This window comes from Methylobacter sp. sgz302048, assembly GCF_052162025.1.
Lineage (GTDB): Bacteria > Pseudomonadota > Gammaproteobacteria > Methylococcales > Methylomonadaceae > Methylobacter.
Genome location: NZ_CP197401.1, coordinates 4,496,761 through 4,514,624 on the forward strand (window position 1 = coordinate 4,496,761; position 17,864 = coordinate 4,514,624).

The window sequence follows — 17,864 nt, forward strand, 5'->3', positions numbered from 1 at the left end:
GAATCCGGGATGGTACGCGTTGCGTACCCTACAACTTTCATAGCCTTATGAACGATTTTCCCGCTATTGCCGAACTGATCCCGCATACCGGCCCGATGATACTGCTGGACCGCGTGATTGCCTTTGACGATAACAGCCTGTCGGCCGAACTGGTCGTACGTAGCGGCCTGTTCGGCGACGATAAAACCGTACCGGCCTGGGTCGGCATCGAATACATGGCGCAGACCATCGGCGCCTATGCCGGCATGAAAGCCAGGCTCGCCGGGGAGCCGATCAGGCTCGGCTTCCTGCTGGGCACGCGGCGTTACAGCGGCAACGCAGCCGAATTCAAGGTCGGCACTACTTTGACGGTGCATGTCGAGAAAATCATGCAGGACGACAGGCTGGGCGCCTTCGAATGCCGGATTCTGGGCGATGACATCGAGATCAGCGCCAATCTGAATGTTTACCAACCTCCGCTTAATGACACAGAGTTATGAATAAAACGATTTTAGTAACGGGCTCCAGCCGCGGCATCGGCAAGGCCATTGCCTTGTATCTGGCCGAGCGCGGCTTCGATCTGGTGCTGCACTGCCGCAGCCGGCGCGCCGAGGCCGAGGCCGTAGCAGGCGACATCGAGCGGCTGGGCCGGACTGTCCGCATTCTGCAATTCGACATCGCCGACCGGGCGCAATGCGCCGAGCAAATCAACGCCGATATCGAGGCCTTCGGCGCTTACTTCGGTGTGGTCTGCAACGCCGGCATCACGGCCGACAACGCCTTTCCGTCGCTGACCGGCATGCAGTGGGACAATGTCGTGCATACCAATCTGGACGGCTTCTACAACGTCCTGCATCCCGTGATCATGCCCATGGTCAGGCGCCGCAAGCCGGGCCGCATCGTGACGCTGTCATCAGTGTCGGGGCTGATCGGCAATCGCGGGCAGGTCAACTACAGCGCGGCCAAGGCCGGCATCATCGGCGCCACGAAAGCGCTGGCGCTGGAACTGGCCAAGCGCGACATTACCGTCAACTGCGTGGCGCCGGGCCTGATCGATACCGAGATGGTCAGCGAACTGCCGCTCGACGAGATCAAAAAAATAGTGCCGGCGCGGCGCGTCGGCAATCCGCGCGAAGTCGCCGCGGCCGTGGCCTTCCTGATGTCGGACGATGCCGGCTACATCACGCGCCAGGTCATTTCCGTGAACGGAGGCCTGTGCTGATGAGGCGAGTCGTTGTGACCGGCATGGCCGGCATTTCGCCGATAGGCAACGATTGGCCGCAGGTCGCGGCACGGCTGAAAACCCGGTCCACGGGCATCCGCTATATGGCCGACTGGGAAAAATACCGGGGCTTGAATACGCGGCTCGGCGCGCCGGCCGAGTTCACGAAGCCGGCGCATTATACGCGAAAGCAGACGCGCAGCATGGGCCGCATCGCCCTGCTGGCCGTTTACGCGACCGAACTGGCGCTGGCCGATGCCGGACTTTTAGGCGATCCTTGCCTGAGCAGCGGACAGACGGGCATTGCCTATGGCAGTTCGGCCGGCAGCCTCGAGGCAGTGGCCGAATTCGGCAATATGCTGATCAATCATGCCGTCGACGGCCTCAACGCCACCTCCTATATCCGCATGATGGGGCATACGGCGCCGGTCAATATCGGCCTGTTTTTCGGCATCAACGGCCGCGTTTATACGACTTCCAGCGCCTGCACCTCGGGCAGCCAGGGCATAGGCTATGCCTATGAGGCGATCAGGCACGGCTACCAGACCGTGATGGTGGCCGGCGGCGCCGAGGAGCTTTCGGCCTCCGAAGCGGCCGTGTTCGACACGCTGTTCGCGACCTGCATCCGCAACGACGAACCGCATAGAAGGCCCCGGCCTTTCGACCGCGACCGCGACGGGCTGGTCATCGGCGAGGGCGCCGGCACGCTGATTCTGGAAGAGCGCGAGCATGCCCTGGCACGCGGTGCCCGCATTTATGCCGAGGTGGCCGGTTTCGGCACCAACTCGGACGGCCTGCACGTCACCCAGCCCAACAGCGAGAGCATGCAGACCGCCATGCGTCTGGCGCTGCAGGATGCGGGGCTTGAAGCGGCCGACATCGGCTACATCAGCGCGCACGGCACGGCAACCGATCACGGCGACGTCGCCGAAAGCCATGCCACGGCGGCCGTGTTCGGCTCGCGCACGCCAATCAGCGCCATGAAAAGTTACACGGGCCATACGCTGGGCGCCTGCGGTGCGCTGGAAGCCTGGGCGGCCATCCGGATGATGAACGAGGGCTGGTTCCATCCCACCGCCAATCTGGACCACATCGATTCCAAATGCGCGGAGCTTGATTACATAACAGGCGATGTCCGGATTCTGGAATGCGAACACATCATGAGCAATAATTTCGCTTTTGGTGGTATAAATACGTCTCTGATTTTCAAACGCGTAGCATAGAGGAAGAAATAAAAATGATAAGAAAAATTTGTGGGGTTCTAGCGTTAGCGGCAGCCGTAACGGGCTGTACGACAACGGGCCATTTCAAGGTGCCGGAAGGATCGCAACTGTATGTTTATAAACGGCCGGAGCCGGTAGATATCAAGGCCAACGGCGAAGTCACGACCAAACCTTTCTTCTGGACTGCGGCGGGCATGCCGCCCGGCGGCGGCATCCCCTACCGTCTGGAGCAGAACGGCCAGACCGTCAAGGAAGGCAAATTGAGAGCCAAATTCCGCACCGTTTCCATCTTCTGGCCACCGGCGGCCCTCATCTACTGGCCGATGGGCTTCAATCCGGATATTACTTACGACTTGGTTAACGACAAGCAGGAATAACCGGCCGGGCAAGGGCTTTAGCCGCGGCTGAAGCCCTTTTACTCTCCTCAGATTCAACAACGTCTCTTCGCGGTTTTCGGATATACCGAAGCCGAACACTCCAATGCGTTGATATCGGGCAACAAAGTGTCCAGATCATCGAGAGCGCATTTCAGCAAGCATTGCCGCCACATGTCCGCATTGAGAAACCAGATCCCGAAGTTTTATATAGACAATCATCTGAAGCCAAACGACTGCCTTTTGACCAAGAACGCCAGAAGTCTTGCGCCATGAAGTTTACGATATTTCCATAATTAAATTATGGTTTTTGTGCGTTATAATCCGATTTCGGCAGGCGATGAGTTTCGCGCCTGACGCCTGAATTCGATAGCGATGCAAACACAGGAGACTTTATGTCCACAACCGATACCCTTTTAAGAACCGTGCGAGAAATCGAGCCGATCATCCGGGAGCACGCGCCTGAGGCCGAGCGCAACCGGAAGCTGGCCGCGCCCGTAGCCAAGGCAATGCACCAGGCAGGACTTTACCGGCTGTGGCGGCCGAAGGCGTTCGGCGGCTTTGAGCTTGATCCAGTTTCCGGTTTACGCATTATCGAGGACGTTTCACGCATCGACAGCGCGGCGGGCTGGAACCTGCAAATCGCCGTCGCACACGATATGTTCGCGCCCTGGTTCAGTGACCAGGCTGCGCAGGAGATTTTCAATGTCGACGCGATTCCGGTCGGCGCTTTCAATCCCGCGCGCAAAGCCGTTCCGGTTGCGGGCGGCTATCGCATCTCAGGACGCACGTCGTTCGTGAGCGGCGCGCACCATGCCACGGCATTTATCGGCTTCGCCAATATTTATGACGGCGACAAGTTGCGCCTGGATGCCAATGGCGTGCCCGAGATGCGGTTGATTGCAGTTCCCGCAGCCGAAGCCGAAATCGTCGACAACTGGAACACGATGGGCATGCGCGGCAGCGGCAGTCATGACGTCGAGATGCGGGACGCATTCATCCCCGAGCACTGGGCCGCGCCGTGGGGGCCGCTGGAGAAGCCGGGCAGCGCCTATCAAGGCCCGCTTTACCGGCTGACGGTCTGGCCGGCGATCGCGGCGCTCGTCGCGCCAGCGCTCGGCATCACACGTGCGGCCATCGATGAAGCCATAGAACTCATCATCAACAAAACGCCGGCCTATGGCTCAAAAACGCTCAAGGATTATGGCGTCGTGCAATCGCAGCTCGCGCAGGCCGAAGCCAAGCTTGGCGCCAGCCGCGCCTTTTTTTTCGGCACCTTTGAAGAAGCCTGGCAGACCGCTGTCGCCGGCAGGCCCATCACAGTAGCGCTGAAAGGCCGCATGCAACTGGCCATGACGCATGCCACGCTCGAATGCGCGAAGGCCGTGAGCCTCATTCACGAGATCGCCGGCGCTTCGGGCATCCGCGAGGAGTATGCCTTTGAGCGACACTTCCGCGACATTCACGTCATCACGCAGCACGGCTTTTTGAATGCCAGCAAGCTGGAGTCGGTCGGGCAGATCCTGCTCGGGCTCGATCCCGAGTGGCCGTTTTTCCAATTCTAAGCTTGAAATACGGACCTATTCAGAAAGCGGTCCAGATGGTATATTAGAAAGTAATGATTTATTAACCAATGGGGGGTAAAAGGCGAGTATGGAACAGAGTATGAACGAACTGATGAACCACACGGCCGACATGGGCCAGGCGGAAATGTTTTCGAAGGCCTGGTACAACGAATATTTCCGGCGCGCAGCCGAAAGTCAGGCGCACTCGCGCTTCTGCGAGGCCGTTTATGGCAGGGACCTGTGCCAGCACGGCATGATGGATGTCGAGGAGATGGATTTTCTGGCCTCGCTGCTCAAGACCGGCGAGAAAGTGCTGGAAATCGGCTGCTCCAACGGCCACATCACAGAGCATCTCCACGAAAAAGCTGGCTGCAACATTCTGGGCCTCGATTATGCGGATATCGCCATTGCCCAGGCGCAGGCCAGAACCCGGGACAAGGCCGCCACGCTGGATTTCCGATGTGCGGATTTGATTCAGGACGAGCTGCCCGGCGGCGATTACGATGTCATCCTGGCCATCGATTCCATTTATTTCATGGGCGATTACAACAAGACGCTGGCCAAGCTCAACGCCAAGCTGCGGCCCGGCGGCCGCATGATCATCGCGGCGTTTCAGGCCAAAGAGGACAGCGATCCCGACACGATCCTGCTGCCCGGCCATACGCGCATGGACGAGGCTTTGCAGACGCTGTCGTTCCGCTACATTCAGCACGACTTCACGCCAAACATCCGCAACCACTGGATCAAGAACTACGAATTTTCACGAACGCTCCAGCCTGACTTCGCCGCCGAAGGCAACGCCTTCCTGTGCGAGGCCCGTATGGCCGAGAACGGCTGGTTCAAGGACCACGCCGAGCGCGAGACGCTGGTCCGGTTCATGTATGTCATCGACCATAATGCGGATCTGGCGCAGAGTTGAGCGGATTGATTCTCAGCGAGGCGGGTTATTCAACCCGCCTCAAACGTTTGATTGAACTTCTAATTCAGTCGAATCATCTGGCGCGAGATATATCTCGCGCTGCTCAGGAGAAGGTCAGCTATGTGCCATTTCTTGCCGGTCAATGTAAATTTTCGAGCGGCTGCTTTAGGTTACAAATTGCTCTCTCAACATTTAGGTTAACCCGCAGTTGCGCGGAAGCGTAAACGTCGGTCTGAACCGCTGGTTAGCCAAAATTTCACTGAGCGCTACCACCCGTAGAGGTCCATTGATGGACATGACGCTAAAGCTAATTTTTTTCTTAAGTCATTTCCGAAATTCCAGAAGTCTTTCATTCACTCAGATACCATATGAACAGAGGCTTCTATTTTGACAGGACTTACGCATTTTGCTCTTGTGCCATTGGTTGAAGGTGGGATTGGGCTATCTAAAAATGAAAAAAAGCTGTTTTTTAAAAATAATGTGGGGGCGACTTTAGTCGCCCAGATATAGGCGGACTATCAACAGTAGGTGCTTTAGGTGCAGTCGCCCCCACAGGCTTGCGTAAGTCTTGGCATAATTTTTTAAAGTTTAATTCATCTGAGTTTTTAAAAAACAATACGCAATATCCCCTTCAGAAATTTGGTGTTGATGCGGTCTATCGCATGAAGCCAACATGATTTTTTGTGCTTTCTATGAACACCTTTGAAGCAATGCCAAAGACATTTTTCACATGTACAGCCTTGAGGCGGATAACAAAGTCATCAAGAAAAAGCTCAAGCGAGCTGAAGTATTGTTATTGCCAATTACCCGGTTAGTTTGATCGGCGAACAACAACTATCTCTACCATCAGCTTCATCGACAGAGGCCACTTACTGAACAACCTCTCGCACGTGCGCTTGCAGCCGTGAGGGCGGCACCTCGTAATCGTAGATCGCGAACTTGCCGATCGCTCCTTTGAAGTAGCTGCGCTTGTCACGTGTTCCGATGCGAAGCGGCGCAGGTCCGGCGCCCGGTACCACGCCGAACTGATCAAGTCCCGTCGTATCACGCAAGACTCCGTTCTTGTAGATGCGCACATAGCCGGTCGGGTAGGTGGGCGAGATGGCTTTAGTGTTGATCACCGCGGCGACGTGGATCCACTCGCCCTGCACGACCGAATCTTGGAAGTAAGACCCCGATCCGAATCCGCCCGAGAGATTGAAGGCGTAAGCGGAGAGCCGGTTCGGACGCGACTCGTCGTTCGAGAGCGAGTACATGCGTAGCACATATTCCTGCATGTTCGGTTCGCCCTTGCCCGCCCAGTGCACGTAGCCGGTGCCTTCCTGAGAAGGAAACTGCAGGGTATCGGGGCGTATCCAGGCCTCGATCGTGAGGGCTCCGGTTGTTGGTACGGACAGGCGTGGATGTGAGGCGACCTCGAGGTACTGGTTCGTGCCGTTGAGGACGCTCGCCCTGTCGCCGTTGGGCATCGCAGTCCACGGCAATCCGCCGCGTGGGTGGCGGACGGCGCGAAACCCGGAGCGAGTCTGATCCGGCTCCCAAAGCACCCGAAAGGGGGAACCCATCGTGAAGTAAGCAATGGGCCTGTCTTGCAGGACCGCATCGTCGGCTGGTGATGCCAGCGCCAACTGGGCCAATGCGCCGATCGTTAACGTGAATGCAGTTCTGAGAAGCATTGCGCGGACTCCTTCTATCTGGTGCCCCCTGTCACGCATCCTTTGTGTCGAGTGACAAAGATCTTCATAGTGACAAGTTAATATCAAAATGCGGGCGCAAATAATGTCTATTTCGCACTTAGCTTTCGGGCGCCGCTGACCTTTCGCTCAGTGCTCAAGCAAAACCCGGATGTCTGATAAGTGATTGGGTAACTGGTGATCGTTCATCATTCGACGAGCCGATGTCCGGGAAGGTTCCATTGCTTAGTCAATAACCACTATGTGCCAAAACCGGTCAGTGAGAGATCAGTGATCTTTATGTATTTGTTTACATGTTTAAATAGCGTGAATGGGATTTGGAATAACAAAACCGCTAATTTTTCGATTCAGTGCTTATGGGTATTCATACATATTGTGTATTAAGCTCTCAACATATACTGTTCATATACTGTTGATCTAAGGTTGGGGAAATAGGGCTATATCGCATTTTGCCGCAGCCATTAAAAATGGTTATCAGGATGCGGTAATTTATTCGTAGCCTGAGAGCTAGATTTAGACTAGCTTTATAGAGGACTAAGATGAGCATGCCACAACGGATAAATGTATTTGACTCGCAAACCAAAGAATACCACCACGCATTCCAGATCTTTCTCGATCACACTGACCAGAAGTTGCAGGCCCAACAGTGGCTCAACCAACTCGTGCAAACGCTGCCGTCACGGCGTGTTTTCATAGATGCTGGTGCGGGTAATGGCAAAGTAACTGCTTGGTTCACCGATGCGTTCGATCAAACAATTGCGCTTGAGCCTAATGAGTCACTACGCACGGAACTGAAGCAGCATTGCCCTCAGGTTGAAGTGTTTCCTGAAGGGATTTTGGATGCGAAAATAATGAGCTCTGGAGACTTTGTGCTTTGCTCACACGTGCTCTATTACATCGATAGTGTAGAGTGGATGCTTTATCTGGAACGATTGGCTTCGTTTTTATCACCAGATGGGGTTTTGGTGGTGATTCTCCAGCACCATAACTCAGAATGTATGCAGATGTTGCAGCATTTCTTTGATCAGAGCTTCGACTTAACTGAACTGGCTCAGACTTTTCAAAATGAGAACAAAGATCGGTACGAAGTAGCGATTGAAACTTTGCCCGCGCATGTTACCACGTCGGACTTTGACTCCGCCTATGCGGTTGCTGAGTTCATGCTCAATTTGCTTCCGATGCCCAATCCGCCTACCCGCAATGATCTTGAGGCTTATGTACGAAGCTACTTCACTTACCCAGCCGGAGGATTTCGTTTCTCTTGTGATCAAGATTTCCTCCAGATTCGCCCGCGGAAATAATCTGGATCTTCCACTCACGACTATTTCATGAATAAAAAGGTCGTGGTCAAATTAATATCTAATTTTTCATCAATATGGCTAGCGCGAAAGCTATAAAAGCGACATAGGCCGATTAGTGCTGATCTGTATCCTGCGCTACTATATCGGTGCAAGTCCAGCTAACCAGACTTTGTAGATATGACAGGCGAAGAAGCAAAAGAGCGTTATCAGGAGCTTTCTGTCTATCATGGTTATCACAATTCAAAAATCCGTCCACTGACGGTGCTGAAAATCATAAATCCTATTCAGGCTGAAAAAGGTGTCAGTCATGAAAAATAGTCATTCAACGAAACGTCTATCCCGGCTGGGCCGATGGGCTCCCGTCGGATTTTATTCCGCCAACATTATCACATGGCTTAGTATTGGCATAGTCGCAAACAAATGGGATTTACTCCCGTTAGTGTTGCTGCCATTACTGGTTCTGGCTCTCTATGTAGTCCGGACCGGAGAGGGACCTAATGCTCCCTGATTTTATACTTCTTTTAATAACCACAATCGTCTTCGCAGTTATCGTTGTAAGTTATATTGGGTGGCGTTTTGACGGAGCCGCTGCGATCTCTTTTTTCATCATTTCCGGCGGTTTTCCAGCAATCATGGATTATATTTCCGCTTTTGCGATACATAACTATGAATATCCGGGCCAATCCCGCCTTTGGGTTTTTACCTTTATTTTGTTTGGCTGGACCAGCATGTGTGGTAGCTGTCTTTTCCTGTCAGAAGGGATATTAGCCCGCCGAGAACTTGATCTCATTACGCAAAAGAATCTTTTATGGCAGGCCCCTCTATTGACTGGGGTAGTTGCCGTGGTGATGGATCTTTTTATCGACCCGATCGCAGTGGCAGCCAGATACTGGATTTGGTTCGTTAAAGGAACAATTTATTATGACATTCCTTTACTTAATTTCGTCGGTTGGTTTGTTTTGATGTTTTTATCTTCCTTAGCCTGGATTATCGTCATACGACGACAGCAATGGGGTTTTGTCAAAAAAATCATTGGCTCAATTGCAGCCATTGTTCCACTCATTGTAAGCAGTGCAATATTATCGATCTTTCTCAATCATTTAATTGCTGTTTTTGGTTGGGAATAGGGGTTTAAAGTCCAACATGACGAAAATGGGTTGTGTCGCAAAGTTTATCGGTCTGGGGTAATATTTTGCAATTTCTGAATTAAACGATGATCAGTTTTAGCGGCACCCAATTTCCAAAAGATGTCATTTTGTACGGGGGTAGATCCTAGGGGTTACGCATTAAAATCGTTCCCACTCTAAGCGATAATCTTCCACTCTTTAAAACGGTGGAGGAAAGTCATGGCGGATGGGATTGTGGAGCCTTTTTCGATGCGATGACCTTTGAAGCTAATCATGCGGGCTTACTATGCAATTCATTGGACGCCTAGCTTACCAGCATGGCGATTCATCATGCTGCAACAGAACCTAAAAATTCGGGAACTTCCTCAATATACAAAATCTAATTTTTTATTAGTTTTACGTAAAATGGATTTAAATTTGTTCATTAATCAATAGTGATTATTGAAAAGTTAAATCCGACAGTCTCCGAGATGGCAGGTTATGTTTATGTCTTCAGCTCAAGTACTAATTAAGAGTTGAGGGAGAAATTATGAGCACAGTAATAATTGTTAAGCTTGATTGCTGCGGTTAATTTTGCCAATGATATCCTTCCTGCGCAATATCATGCCCAGGAGAACTGAAATGAAAATCATTGAAAAGCTTTTTCTCTTGTCAGCGTTCACAGCGCTTTCCATGATAGAAGTTTCGGCCGTTGTCTCCGTCGATTCAGCGCAGCAAGATCACCTGATCGAAAAAGGCGCATGGCTATGATAGACCTGGAGTCTGCACGTCAAACGCAGGTTCCTGTCAATCTCGGTGCCTTCGTTCACTTCGTCAGCAAATCAGGCATTAGAACCAAAGTCGTTCTTGCTATCTTTGGTTTGTTCTTCGCCCTCTTCTCAACAAACAGCGCCGCCGATTTGACTGGTGTCTGGACAATCGAATACGCGGGAAAGTGTTGGACCGAAGTAAGTGAGTCGCAGTGCAGTGGACCGGCACCGGGAGGATCCAGGCTGACGCTCAACGAAGCGCAAGGGGAAGTTACAGGCCACTTTTACGGGGCGTTCTCTAGCTGGTTGAGACCGAAACCGGATGATGCTCCCGACGCCAACATAAACAGTGATGGCACAATACCTATTCAAGCGGCAAGCTTCGACGGCACCACCTTAAAGCTCAGCTTGTCCTTCAAGCTTTGTTCGGTGCCGGGTTGTACTCCAGAAAATTATTCCTGGGAGCTGACTTGGGACAAGGACAATCCCAACATTCTTACCGGCATACAGCGACAGTGGGGAGGCACGCTCGCATCAGGTCAGTTAAACCACCAAGTACGGCTCAACCGCGAGGGCGGTCCCATCGTCCACGTGCGGGACCCATCAGCCGGAGGCTCGTGGGTGCCATGGATACTGATACCGGGCATCGGATGGGTCCTGTACAAGCTGGCCCGAAAGGGTCGTAAAAAACGGGAGGAGGAACCGAAGGAATACGAATTGGACATCCGCACGCAGGATGACAGGACAAGCCTCACTACTGATGGCGAGGATCTTCTGTGGGTTTACGCGCAGGTTCGATGCAACAAGCCGGAAGTCAACACCGAGGCCCTGACCTCGGGCCTGGCCTTTACCGCCGAAGGCACCGATTCCAAGTGGTTGCTCCTGGGTGCGCCGCAGAGCACCAACGGATTCAAGGCCGTGCCGGTTCGCGCCTGGCCGCCGTCGGAAGACGCCCAACTCGCCGAGGGTGAAGCGAAAGTAACGGTTTCAGCAGTTATTGAGACGAAGCGAATCAGCGGACCTGTGACGATCCGGCTCGAAGATGAGCCGCAATTGAAGGTTTCGATTCTAGGGTGACCTATGGCCAAACTTCCCCCCATCCGGATTGAACTAAACTTTGACGCGGAGCGCAAGGAAGCAGCCCACCGCTCCGAGGCACTGGATAGCCGTCTCATTCGAGTAGAGATCACAAACCGCAATATCAAGCGTGATACGCTGAAGTTGGATGTGAGCGCTCCCGAAGATGAGTCGGGAAAGCTTCTGGCCGACCACGCGCCGAGCACTTTATCCACTTTGTGGGCGAGCGACCCTGCAAAGGCGGCGGGCATGGAGCCTTGCGTTGTCCACATCCGTCCGGGAACAGAAGCGTATCGTGATGGTAAGATTGAATTCCGCATGGAGCTCGATATCGAGCGCATCCTCGCGTTTTGGGGCTCCGTGGAGTTTGCTGCGAAGCAGGAGCATCCGATCCTGCTGACGGCGGAAGCAGAACAGGAACATCCGATTCTGCTGACGGCAAAAGCCGAGCCCCATCCCAAGCAACTGTTCAAACGCCGCGGTATCGTCACCATTAACCTCAACAGCATTCGCTGGCAGTGGACTCCGCTTGTCCGCGACAAGCATGGCAACATAGAGAAAGGGGCAGCGGAGGAAAACACTCCCATCGAAGTTCCGGTGGACGGAACGAACAGCCAGGGCTTCGAGCTCGAACTGTGGCTCGAAAAGCGGCAGGAGAGCGGCTACCTGCGGGCCGAATCAGACTTCACCTACTACCTGGCGCCGGAAGAACCCCGGGTGACGTTCGGTGTGCTCGCGCCGGAAAAGATCCCATGGGAGCTGGGTCCCTCGGAAAACCAACAGCAAATCACCACCATCTGGTGGACCCAGAACCGCGAAGGGAATGACAGCCTAGTGAAGGAACTGCCCATCGAGACGACGATCCGCGTCCTCGCCTGGCCCGAACACAGCATCGTGCGCCATCGCAGGGATGAGAAGCCGCTCACCAACCCTGCCGACGCCGCGCAACTGGCCACGCGCGAAATCCCACTCATGCTCGGAGTGAGAAAATGGAAGGCGCGCGTCCTGCGGCCCGACCCCAAGGAACTGCCCGTATTGCTTGAGTGCCAACGGCCGTGGGAAGAAGGATTTGAGGTAGAAGTGGAGATCTTTGACGATTCCAGCCCGGGCCAAGTCCGCGTGATGAGGAATCAGGAAGTCGAGTGGCGTCTGCGGCCGGCAGGCGAGACTATCAGCGATACGGGCGAGCCCAAATTCAGCGGAGATGTCCGCAGCGGCGACAACAAGGATCAGCCGCACGGCACGTGGCAGACCGACGACCGGGGCCGCATCACCTTCCTGTTCTGTCCGAAGCAGGAAAACTCGCTGTTTCTGGCGGCAAAGAATGACCAGTATTATTACGGCGAGTTTGACCTCATCGAAGCCAGGCCCGGCGCTCCGAGAACCGTGCCAGGTGCCGCTCCGGATGATCAGGGCAAAATCCCCTCAGCGGATACTCCGAAGGACAAGCAGGCGCCCAGCTTCGTACTCGAATGGGCGCCAAAGTTCGACCTGCAAGTCTTCAAACTTCCTTACTTTACTGCCGAAACCAGCCTCAATCCCGAGGCCGTCCCGGACGCGGAGCACGTCAAGGCTATCCCCCTCGTCCTCAACGAGACGCAGAAGACTTCCTACCAGCAACTGTTTCAGACCGGCGGCACCGTGATCATTGCGCCTGTCGTGCCGATCGGCGAAAACCAGGCGGATAGTGAAGAGAAAGAGCTGAAGGATTTCCGGCTCATCGTTGGCAGTGAAAGCTCGGACGGTTCTCAGCAGTCGCCCGAGATCGTGCGCATGGAACCGGTTAGCCCTGACAGCGGCGCCACGGACACCTCGGAGCCTATCCGCCCGCGCAAGATCGAAGTCCCTGTTTCGCCGCGCGCGATGAAGCTCAACGCGAAGCCAGTCGAGCTGACGTTAAAGCTCAGAACGCCGCTGCATCGTGACGTTGCCAAGCTGCTCAATGACATTACCACCATCACTGGGACGATGGATGACGAGCTCCTCAACTCTACCGCGCTTCCCACGGGCACGCGCATCCCCGGTCCACTAACCGAATTTACCAAGCTGGGAACGGAGTTTCGCCGGCGGGCAGTGGAACTCTTCGCTGCGCGTGCCCAAGCCGACTTGGTGGCGCAGTGCCGGCCGACCTTCCTGACGTTAATGGCTGCTGCGGGATACCTGCCGACCATGCGCCGCTCCTGGAAAGTCCTGGGCGATGCCGTCCAACTCCACCGTCTCGCCTACAAGCGCACCATAGACAACTCGATCAACTTTCTCTACGACTTTGTTTACTGTGACGAGGTGGCGGAAGGCATTAACCACCGCTTCGGTGGCGTCCTCACCAAGATCAAGGACAAGACCGGCATAGACCTCAGCCAGGTTCGAAAAATCAAGCTGCTGCACGAGAGCATCCAGACAACGGTGCTGCGCTCGATGCTGGGCGTTTTCATGCGCATCCTCAATGATTATTTGTCTGTTTTCGAAACCAAGTGGAAGGATCTCACAAGTGCTCTGGACAAGCACAAGCGCGACCTCGCCAGCCTCGAATCCAAAATCGTCAGCGCCGAAACAGAGTTCTCGCAGGCGGTAAGCGATTTCCAGCAGCACAGCAACAATCTCGTCGCGTTAAGCAACCAAGGCCGCGACCTGCTTGATGAGTTCCGGGCTCTGGCTCCTGAACAGCAACGCGCCGTTTCAGAGAGCTTCAAAGAGCGGGCTCACCAATTGATGCGTCAGGCGGCCGACACCAAGCAGGAGTGGTCAAGGGCTGGCTTGCTGGTCGACAAGCACCTCAGCAGCGAGGCTAGTTCTCCCGAGAGTCTGCAAACGTTGCTGAGGCAGAAGATGCTCCTCCAGGCCAGGAAGACCACTGCGGAGCTGGAAGTCTCTGCGATCAAGGCCCAGTACCAACATGTCAAGAAAGCTGCTGCCTCGATGAAGCAGGCCGAAAACCTCACGCTCCGGCCAGAAGCCTCCACGACCAGCGAGGTCGGCGAGGTCATCAAGGGCGCCAAGCTCGAGAAGGTGAAGGGAGAGATGGAATCCGCCTTCACGGCACTGAAAGCTCCCCAGCCTGAAGCTATAACCAGTGAGGCCGCGACGAAACTGCAAGCGCTCCACAGCGAGGCCGGGGCGCTGGTGGCCGATTACACCACGGGTTGCCAGAGAGCATCGCAAGGTTTGCAGACCGTAGCCGCTGAGGCCGATGGATTAAGGCAACTGGGCGCCCTCGGTGACAGTGACACATGGGTTTCCCGCACACCTCCGGCCACGCGCCTTCCAACCGGTCCCGCGGTGGATTTTTCACGCGAGCTTCAGAAAGTTTCGCGCCTTCAGCAAAAAAGCACTCAGGCGATGAAGAACTTTCACGATGCCGCCAATTTCGTGCGCCTCGATTCACAACGCCGCGTGGAAGGCCTCACCACAGTTTGGAAAGCTCAGCAAGACCTCATGGCCGAGAACCTTTCCGATGGCGTCAAGTCAGGCCAGGAGCATTTCTTCCAATTCCTCGATGAAACTCAGGCCAGTAGCGGCGAAGATGGAGCTCCCGCCCAAAAACCCGAAGGCGTGGATGCAGGCTGGCTCGACTGGGCGATCAACAGATGTCTCGACGTGGTGGACTGGTTCGCCAGCATGTTCAAGGGCGCCTGGGCATGGGCCTGCAGGCAGCTCAGCCGGCTACCCGACTTGATTCGCTTCGTGTTCTGGCTGTTGATGTATGCTGTCAACCTCGTGCTGCGCTTGGTCGCGCTGCTGGGTGCGAAGATGTTCGAAGCCATCCTGGCTATGGTGGATTTTGCGCGCTCCAACTACAGCACCATTACCTATTTGCGCCCGGAAGCCTACGTTGCGGGCAGCACGTGCTTGAGCAAGACCGGCTCGGCCAATCCCGACGCCGCATCCGGCTCACAACTCTTCACGTTTCCCTACCTGGAGTTTCAGCTCTTCGATCGATGGAAGGCGTGCGGCAAGGGTGACGTCGATCATTTGCGCTGGGAGGAACAGTATATGGACCAAACTCTACGCGCCGGCTACGAAGACTACTACCCGCGCGCATTGGGCGAGGCTCGCGACTGCTACCACCGGCTCTGCAAGGCGCTGCTCTCGATCGAAACCCTCAAGGCCCCGCCCGTGGATTTGATGCCCAACAACTCGCTGAAAATTGCCGGCGAAAGTGTCGACAGGCTGGAGAATCACATCGCCCAGTTTCTCAAGTCGTTCGAGGATGCCTCGCCCAAGGAGAAGGACGCCCGCTTCACCGAGTCTTTTCGCCAGTTGCGGCAGAAACCGAAATGGACCTCGGTGGACTGGGATACGCTGGCTGATTGGATCGGCTTCGGTTTCAGCTGGGTTTTCCGCTTCGTTGCCCTGCTGGTTGCGGTTTTCACCTGGTGGACCGGCATGGGCCTGGCGATCGCGGCGGGAGCGTGGCTAACAGCCGCATCGCTCGGTTCGGCTGTGGCCGCCGTGGGCCGGCTGATACCGAGCTTGTTCGGCTACTACTGCTACACCACCGCCTATCCGCGTGACGTGGTGATGCTGCAAGCTGCTATCCACGCCTCGCTTTTCCTGCCCGCGACTGAAGAAAGCTTCAAACTCAGTTCGTCGGAGGATTTTCTACAATGAGAGATCCAATGCCAATCAACCCGTCATCCTCAATCAACTGGCAAGACGAGCTCGGCCCCCTCCAAGCGGAATGGGACCGGCTGCAAGCCGAGATGCAGGCCATCAACGCCGAGGTGCAAGCAGCCTCCTCCAGCGAAATCCCTCCGTCCGCAATGCCCACTGTTGCGGAGCTTGCTGCCGCCTCCGAGCGCGAGTGGATCGATCTGGAACAATCTCTTCTGGGCAGCACGTCGGCTACTCGCATACCGGCAACGAATGAAGAGCAACTGGCCGACGAGCAGGCGTCGTCAGATAAGGGGGAAGGGCCTCATGACCAAGTCCTGACCACGGGCGAGATCATTCACTCCATTGAGACTGTTGCGGAAGAGCTGTTTGAGCCTCAGCGCCAGGCGGCAGCAGAACCGCAGTGGTTCTATGCCCGAGGAAATCAGAGCCAGGGCCCGATAATGCAGAGCCAGTTGCTGAAGTTATTGGAACAAGGCGTACTGCCTTGGACCACTCTGGTGTGGCATCGGCCGCAGACGGACTGGAAGCCAGCATCGGAAACCGAACTCGTTGAGCTCGCCGGCCCCGGCATGCCGCCTCCGCTTCCCGGTGCGAATCCTAAAGACGCTCCGCCGCCGCTTGCCGAAGAGCCGGTTTGCGGTCGATGCGGTCAACTTGGGAAACGCGGCGATCGATTATGCTCGGCATGCGGCCAGCCTTATCGTGAGCATCCAATGGATGTTTGAGGGGAGCCAGGATGTCACTGATTTGTGAAAAGTGTGGTGCACAACTCCGAGCGAACAAGAAATTCTGCGGGAAATGCGGGACGCGGGTCTCGTTTTCCTCGCCTTCAATTGTTCAGTCTGAAGGGACTTGCCCGCAGTGCGGGACCGCATTGAAAGAGGGCCGGAAGTTCTGTGTTAACTGTGGGGCGCCGGTATCACCTCCATCCCCGCAGCCGGTTTACTCGGAGACAAGCTGCCGTCAGTGTGGCGCCTCTTTAAGAAAGCATGCGCGATTCTGCTCCTCGTGTGGGGCCGCCACCGTTCCGTCGACATCGCTGCCCCCTCCGAGATCCGAAACAATCGCTCCTATAGAGCAAGTGACCGAAATGTGGCAGCCGCCACCCTGGCCTTCCGGATTGGTGGCGCCGCCACCTCCTCCACTGCGTGGAGCAATTCACACCTTTTCGATTCCCAGCAATGTCGCTACGGACTTCACCAGCAGAACCGGTCTATTCAAGTCGTTGTCAGGCTCACAACTCGGAGCGCTGTTGATGCGCCTCATTAAAACGAGTGAAACGATACCTCGGAAGCAGGAAGAGGGTCCGGTGAAGAGTAATACGTTGTTCCAGCCGGCACGGCGTTGCCCCAACTGTAATCAACCCGTCGCGGCCGGCAAGAAGTTTTGTACGGGATGTGGTCAGTTGATTACCTGAAATCTCAATGTCACTGTCAAGATCTTTGGATTTTTTGAGTGAGCCGGGGCAAACGTAGGACCTTGTAATGGATAAACCATTTTGTGCTTTTTTGTTTTCCTCCTGACGACTTGGCATCTTTAGAATTAAGGAGAATCTCATGAAATGTCCGAAGTGTAACGCCGAGATAGACGCTGGCGAACGCTTTTGCGGCGAGTGTGGGCAGGCCCTGCCAACTGTCCCATCGCAGTCTCAAACACCCGTCCCAACCCCGGAAGCGGCGGCGCAGCGCCGTCGCTGGCCCTACGCATTGAAAGCCCTCATAGGCGTCGCCGTTTTTGGATGGTTATGGCTCCTTCGGATGTTAGGCTTATTTGGAGTTTTTTTCGAAATACTGATCGTGGGCATTGCGTTTCTAGTGGGGTTAGGCTTCGTAGGGCACCAATTTTTCCGGGGGCAGAAGCCGGAAGAGCGTTCCCCAGGGGAGCTTTTCGTCCTGCTGGTCGTAGGCACGGCATTTCTAGTCGGGCTAGTGATCATAATGATCGGCTTCATGGAGGAGCTATTTGGCCCCTATTATTGGTAAGCACCTACGCATAATTACTTAGCCACTATATAAAGATA

At 55.0% G+C, this 17,864-nt stretch carries 16 protein-coding genes and 1 pseudogene; 15 read left to right on the forward strand and 2 right to left on the reverse strand.

From position 1 onward, the window contains the following. Positions 1–47: 47 nt before the first annotated feature. From ACTNE6_RS20155 to ACTNE6_RS20180, 6 genes are all read left to right on the forward strand, one after another. The gene (locus ACTNE6_RS20155; RefSeq protein ID WP_194971039.1) at positions 48–479 is read left to right on the forward strand and encodes an ApeP family dehydratase; all 432 of its coding nucleotides are present in this window, start codon (positions 48–50) and stop codon (positions 477–479) included. After that, positions 476–1,201 (forward strand): 3-oxoacyl-ACP reductase FabG, encoded by a 726-nt coding sequence (fabG, locus tag ACTNE6_RS20160; RefSeq protein WP_194971038.1) that lies wholly within the window; start codon positions 476–478, stop codon positions 1,199–1,201. Before ACTNE6_RS20155 ends, fabG begins: the two co-directional genes overlap by 4 nt. Continuing rightward, complete coding sequence (locus tag ACTNE6_RS20165; RefSeq protein ID WP_442498084.1) at positions 1,201–2,424, forward strand: beta-ketoacyl-ACP synthase; 1,224 nt, start codon at positions 1,201–1,203, stop codon at positions 2,422–2,424. Before fabG ends, ACTNE6_RS20165 begins: the two co-directional genes overlap by 1 nt. Before the next feature lie 14 nt (positions 2,425–2,438). Further along, positions 2,439–2,801, forward strand: coding sequence for a hypothetical protein (locus ACTNE6_RS20170; protein WP_331815675.1), 363 nt, complete (start codon positions 2,439–2,441; stop codon positions 2,799–2,801). 392 nt (positions 2,802–3,193) lie between these two features. Next, positions 3,194–4,363 carry an acyl-CoA dehydrogenase family protein gene (locus ACTNE6_RS20175; RefSeq protein ID WP_442498085.1) on the forward strand — a complete coding sequence of 390 codons (1,170 nt, stop codon included), beginning with the start codon at positions 3,194–3,196 and terminating at the stop codon, positions 4,361–4,363. Between the two features lie 100 nt (positions 4,364–4,463). Then, positions 4,464–5,282: a class I SAM-dependent methyltransferase gene (locus ACTNE6_RS20180; protein ID WP_442498086.1), complete on the forward strand. Its 819-nt coding sequence runs from the start codon at positions 4,464–4,466 to the stop codon at positions 5,280–5,282. A gap of 869 nt (positions 5,283–6,151) precedes the next feature. Here ACTNE6_RS20180 and ACTNE6_RS20185 read toward each other — a convergent pair. After that, the gene (locus tag ACTNE6_RS20185; protein ID WP_442498087.1) at positions 6,152–6,958 is read right to left on the reverse strand and encodes a LamG domain-containing protein; all 807 of its coding nucleotides are present in this window, start codon (positions 6,956–6,958) and stop codon (positions 6,152–6,154) included. Positions 6,959–7,515: 557 nt separating this feature from the next. Between ACTNE6_RS20185 and ACTNE6_RS20190 the strand changes: the two genes are divergently transcribed. The 8 genes and pseudogenes from ACTNE6_RS20190 to ACTNE6_RS20225 form a co-directional block, all read left to right on the forward strand. Then, positions 7,516–8,277 (forward strand): class I SAM-dependent methyltransferase, encoded by a 762-nt coding sequence (locus ACTNE6_RS20190; protein ID WP_442498088.1) that lies wholly within the window; start codon positions 7,516–7,518, stop codon positions 8,275–8,277. Between the two features lie 177 nt (positions 8,278–8,454). Further along, positions 8,455–8,595: a hypothetical protein gene (locus ACTNE6_RS20195; protein ID WP_442498089.1), complete on the forward strand. Its 141-nt coding sequence runs from the start codon at positions 8,455–8,457 to the stop codon at positions 8,593–8,595. A gap of 179 nt (positions 8,596–8,774) precedes the next feature. Next, entirely contained in the window at positions 8,775–9,404 is a 630-nt protein-coding gene (locus ACTNE6_RS20200; protein WP_442498090.1) for a carotenoid biosynthesis protein, read from the forward strand. A gap of 621 nt (positions 9,405–10,025) precedes the next feature. Beyond that, entirely contained in the window at positions 10,026–10,154 is a 129-nt protein-coding gene (locus ACTNE6_RS20205) for a hypothetical protein (RefSeq protein ID WP_442498091.1), read from the forward strand. Beyond that, positions 10,151–11,230: a hypothetical protein gene (locus tag ACTNE6_RS20210; RefSeq protein WP_442498092.1), complete on the forward strand. Its 1,080-nt coding sequence runs from the start codon at positions 10,151–10,153 to the stop codon at positions 11,228–11,230. Before ACTNE6_RS20205 ends, ACTNE6_RS20210 begins: the two co-directional genes overlap by 4 nt. A gap of 3 nt (positions 11,231–11,233) precedes the next feature. After that, a complete protein-coding gene (locus ACTNE6_RS20215) occupies positions 11,234–15,838 on the forward strand; it encodes a hypothetical protein (protein WP_442498093.1) in 4,605 nt (1,534 codons plus the stop codon). A gap of 8 nt (positions 15,839–15,846) precedes the next feature. After that, positions 15,847–16,569 (forward strand): DUF4339 domain-containing protein, encoded by a 723-nt coding sequence (locus ACTNE6_RS20220; protein WP_442498094.1) that lies wholly within the window; start codon positions 15,847–15,849, stop codon positions 16,567–16,569. A gap of 11 nt (positions 16,570–16,580) precedes the next feature. Next, a pseudogene (locus tag ACTNE6_RS20225) lies at positions 16,581–16,862 on the forward strand (zinc-ribbon domain-containing protein); the annotation flags it as partial. Between the two features lie 216 nt (positions 16,863–17,078). Here ACTNE6_RS20225 and ACTNE6_RS20230 read toward each other — a convergent pair. Beyond that, complete coding sequence (locus tag ACTNE6_RS20230; protein WP_442499729.1) at positions 17,079–17,402, reverse strand: hypothetical protein; 324 nt, start codon at positions 17,400–17,402, stop codon at positions 17,079–17,081. Between ACTNE6_RS20230 and ACTNE6_RS20235 the strand changes: the two genes are divergently transcribed. Continuing rightward, complete coding sequence (locus tag ACTNE6_RS20235) at positions 17,401–17,826, forward strand: zinc-ribbon domain-containing protein (protein ID WP_442498095.1); 426 nt, start codon at positions 17,401–17,403, stop codon at positions 17,824–17,826. The genes ACTNE6_RS20230 and ACTNE6_RS20235 overlap by 2 nt on opposite strands. Positions 17,827–17,864 lie beyond the last annotated feature (38 nt).